We start from the raw sequence: 3,093 nt of genomic DNA, 5'->3' as shown, positions 1-3,093 counted from the left end.
GTTGCTATTATAAAAAGTCCCCGCACGATGGCGAGGACTTTGTCAGCAGTCTGAGCCGATAGTAGCAATCGGCTTTTTCTTTTTGTAATGAAGGTATATTGGACCTGAAGCCCTTAGAGCCAGAATCAGGCTTTCTTAACGAATTTAGCCGTCACCATCATATCGCCAGCGCCATCCAGCTTACAGTCCAGCTCATGATCTTTGCCATCAACGATGCGCTTGATCAGACCTTTGGTTCCGATCTTCAGCACCATAGAGCTGCCTTTAACCTTCAGATCCTTGATCAGGGTGATCTTGTCGCCCGCATTCAGCTGAGTGCCGTTGGCATCTTTTGCCGTAGGGGAATCATCTTCCGGCACTTCCGAGGGATTCCACTCGTGGGCGCATTCCGGGCAGATCAGAAGTTCCTGATCCTGATAAACAAATTCGGAGCTGCATTTCGGACATGGGGGCAGAGACATAAGCGACTTCTTCTTCAGAGGGTACAAATTAAATTAACAGGCGGGGCATGGTAATAAGCCGATTCACACTTGGCAAGTTGCGGGTCTTTTTGCCGATTCGTTATCTTGTTATCAGGTGGCTCGTGATTGAGCGTCGGTTTATCGGGTAAACTGCGTACCCCGAAAACAGCATCAGCACGTCTTTATCCGGTATCCGACGATATGACTTCCAAATCTTCTCACCACCCCAGCCACCCTCAATCTCATCAGTTACTGAGAGGGTTTGCCACTGCAGAACATACCCAGGATCACCTGATGGTATATCTGCAGAAGCCACATCAGGTCTTAAGTTCTGCCGTGTTAAACGGCGGTTTGCAGTGGGCGGATGGGGTTTTGAATCTTCGGGTACCCAAACATACTGAGCAGCATGAACCGGCAGAGAACACCCTGGCTCGTTACGGTGAATCCCTTGGAGTAACCGGTAACCTTGTTGGCATGATGACCGCAGCTTCTATGGGATCGTATCGTTTAGCCCGGCGGGAAGCGGATGGGGTTGAGATATTCGTTCTGGCAACGGCTGGGTTTTCGAATGCCCGAAGGGCGGGGGATAAAGCGGAATACCGACGTATGGTTTCTGAACCAGCGGAGATCGGCACCATCAATATCATCCTGCTGACCAGCGCCTGCCTGACTCAGGCAGCGCTGGTTGAGGCAATCATGATGGTGACAGAGGCCAAAGCGGCTGCTCTGCAGAATACACAGGTGCTAAGTCCGGTCTCAGGCCTGATCGCAACCGGCACTGGCACGGATTCTGTGGTGCTGGTGAATGGCTTTGGCCCCGAGGTTACGTTTTGCGGTAAGCACACACTCTTTGGTGAGCTGATGGCTCAAGCCGTTATTGAAGCGGTATCCGATGCTGTCAGCTGGGAAAGAACCACGTTTAATGGTCATAGATAACAAGCTAGTATGCGGGTTTTTGCTGTGGCTGTATATTTATACAGTGGTATTTGTTTTAGGCTTACGGCTCGTAAAATTTGATGAAATCAGAACAGATAATACAGAGAAACCCATGAGACAAATGCTAAGAGAAAAGATCGTCCAGGTGTGTAATAAGAAAATTCAGCAGAAAGGTGAGGCGGTGGGTGTTTCCTTCTACGCCTTCTAAGCCAACAAAAATGACGATCCTGAAACCCTGATGGAAGCCGCAACCTGGTGGATTCAGACCCACCAGCTGGATCATTTTGAGAAAGCCGTAAAGATCCGGCAGATGGTGTTGGATGGGGTTTAAGGCCGAAAAAGGCACACGTTTCTACTTATTGGGCGCTATACCGGTGCAGCTTATTTAGATAAGCTGCAACTCCAATAAATTATTAAAGTGGATGTCTGCGGTTTTAAGCTGATGGACATCAGATGTTCTTAAGGTAAAGAGCATGGTTTTATGAAACGTGTATGCGTTTGGTAGGGAAGCCGGCAGATCAGAAAATGGAGATTTCTCTTTTAATCAAACACCTTGCTTCATTTTTTTCGATATATTGAATCGGAGAAAAACTTACACCTGATATTAATATGTCATGAGAATAGGAGTTGGCTTGCATGCCGTTCGGAAAATCAATTCGTATATTTTTGCCTGAAGCAACAGTTACCGGTATTAGGCATGCGGAAATCATCAATCGAACTGGACAGGCAATCGCTTGCCCAAGGAGTCGTCTCGATGAATTAAAAGAATGGCCAGAGACGGCTAAGCCTGGTGTGTATTTCTTATTCGAGGCAAGGTTGGGCGATTCAAAGCCTATGGCATATATTGGAGAATCCGAGAATGTTGCGGAGCGGCTGCTCTCGCATGATCGCAAGAAGGACTTTTGGAATGAAGCTGTCATTTTTTCAAATAAAGATGATAACTTGAGCAAATCACATATTAAATATTTAGAATCAAGGCTTGAGTCACTAGCTAAAGAATCTGACCGGTATGAGCTTGAGAATGGAAATACTCCTACACAATCGAGTTTGTCCCGTTCCGAACGTGAAGCTATGGAAGAGTTGCTTGAAGACATTCGGTTATTTCTTGGAACCTTGGGTTATCCCATTTTGGAACCTCTGATTCAATTCCCGTCTACCCAGCCGAAAGTTGTTCCAACGGCTACCGCTGAAAACCTCGCATATGGTGAACTCAAGTTTTCTGTGCGTAATGTTAGCGCATTGGGAGTTCAAACAGATGAGGGTTTTGTTCTGAAAAAGAACTCGACAGCGTCTAAAACAAACACGGATAGTCTTAGTACCAAGCTCGTTAAGCTGAAGGAGCAGTTAATTGCCGATGGGCGGTTAGTGATCGAGGGTGACCATCTCCGTTTAACTAAAGACATTCTTATGAGTTCATCCAGCTATGCTGCCGCGCTTATAGCGGGAACCTCAAGGAGTGGACCGCAAAGCTGGTACTCTGAAGATGGCCGATCTCTCAAGGAGTTGGAAGATAAGGCTGTAGAAAGCTCACAATAGCTATTTAGTAAATCTTGTAGCAAGTACAGAGGCCCCTTTCGATACCCATAAGAATGTTTGGTTGCTTCACCTAGCTAATACCTCTCCAACAAAAAGCCCGGTAAACTGAAGTGACCCCCAATAGTTGGACACCCAACATTGGGGGTTCTTTTTATGGCGA

3 protein-coding genes and 1 pseudogene are annotated in these 3,093 nt (G+C 46.8%); 3 read left to right on the top strand and 1 reads right to left on the bottom strand.

The genetic code is table 11. From position 1 onward, the window contains the following. Nucleotides 1-125 precede the first annotated feature (125 nt). On the bottom strand, nucleotides 126-461 hold the full coding sequence (locus AC4GL5_RS18300) for a zinc ribbon domain-containing protein YjdM (protein ID WP_086479221.1): 336 nt from the start codon (nucleotides 459-461) through the stop codon (nucleotides 126-128). A 126-nt stretch (nucleotides 462-587) separates the two neighbouring features. Here AC4GL5_RS18300 and AC4GL5_RS18295 point away from each other — a divergent pair, with 126 nt between their 5' ends. The 3 genes and pseudogenes from AC4GL5_RS18295 (at nucleotide 588) to AC4GL5_RS18285 (ending at nucleotide 2,933) form a co-directional block, all read left to right on the top strand. Further along, nucleotides 588-1,397, top strand: coding sequence for an adenosylcobinamide amidohydrolase (locus AC4GL5_RS18295; protein WP_490384243.1), 810 nt, complete (start codon nucleotides 588-590; stop codon nucleotides 1,395-1,397). A 223-nt stretch (nucleotides 1,398-1,620) separates the two neighbouring features. Further along, nucleotides 1,621-1,728: pseudogene (locus tag AC4GL5_RS18290) on the top strand (DUF6500 family protein); the annotation flags it as partial. A 305-nt stretch (nucleotides 1,729-2,033) separates the two neighbouring features. Then, complete coding sequence (locus AC4GL5_RS18285; protein WP_490384242.1) at nucleotides 2,034-2,933, top strand: GIY-YIG nuclease family protein; 900 nt, start codon at nucleotides 2,034-2,036, stop codon at nucleotides 2,931-2,933. Nucleotides 2,934-3,093: the final 160 nt, after the last annotated feature.

The sequence above is a fragment of the Oceanospirillum sp. genome, assembly GCF_982874595.1.
This window is presented reverse-complemented; position numbering and strand designations above follow the sequence as displayed.

Bases quoted from the DNA above. Each gene is read 5' to 3' on its own strand.
- AC4GL5_RS18300 (WP_086479221.1), bottom strand. From the start codon at position 461: ATGTCTCTGCCCCCATGTCCGAAATGCAGCTCCGAATTTGTTTATCAG.
- AC4GL5_RS18285 (WP_490384242.1), top strand. From the start codon at position 2,034: ATGCCGTTCGGAAAATCAATTCGTATATTTTTGCCTGAAGCAACAGTT.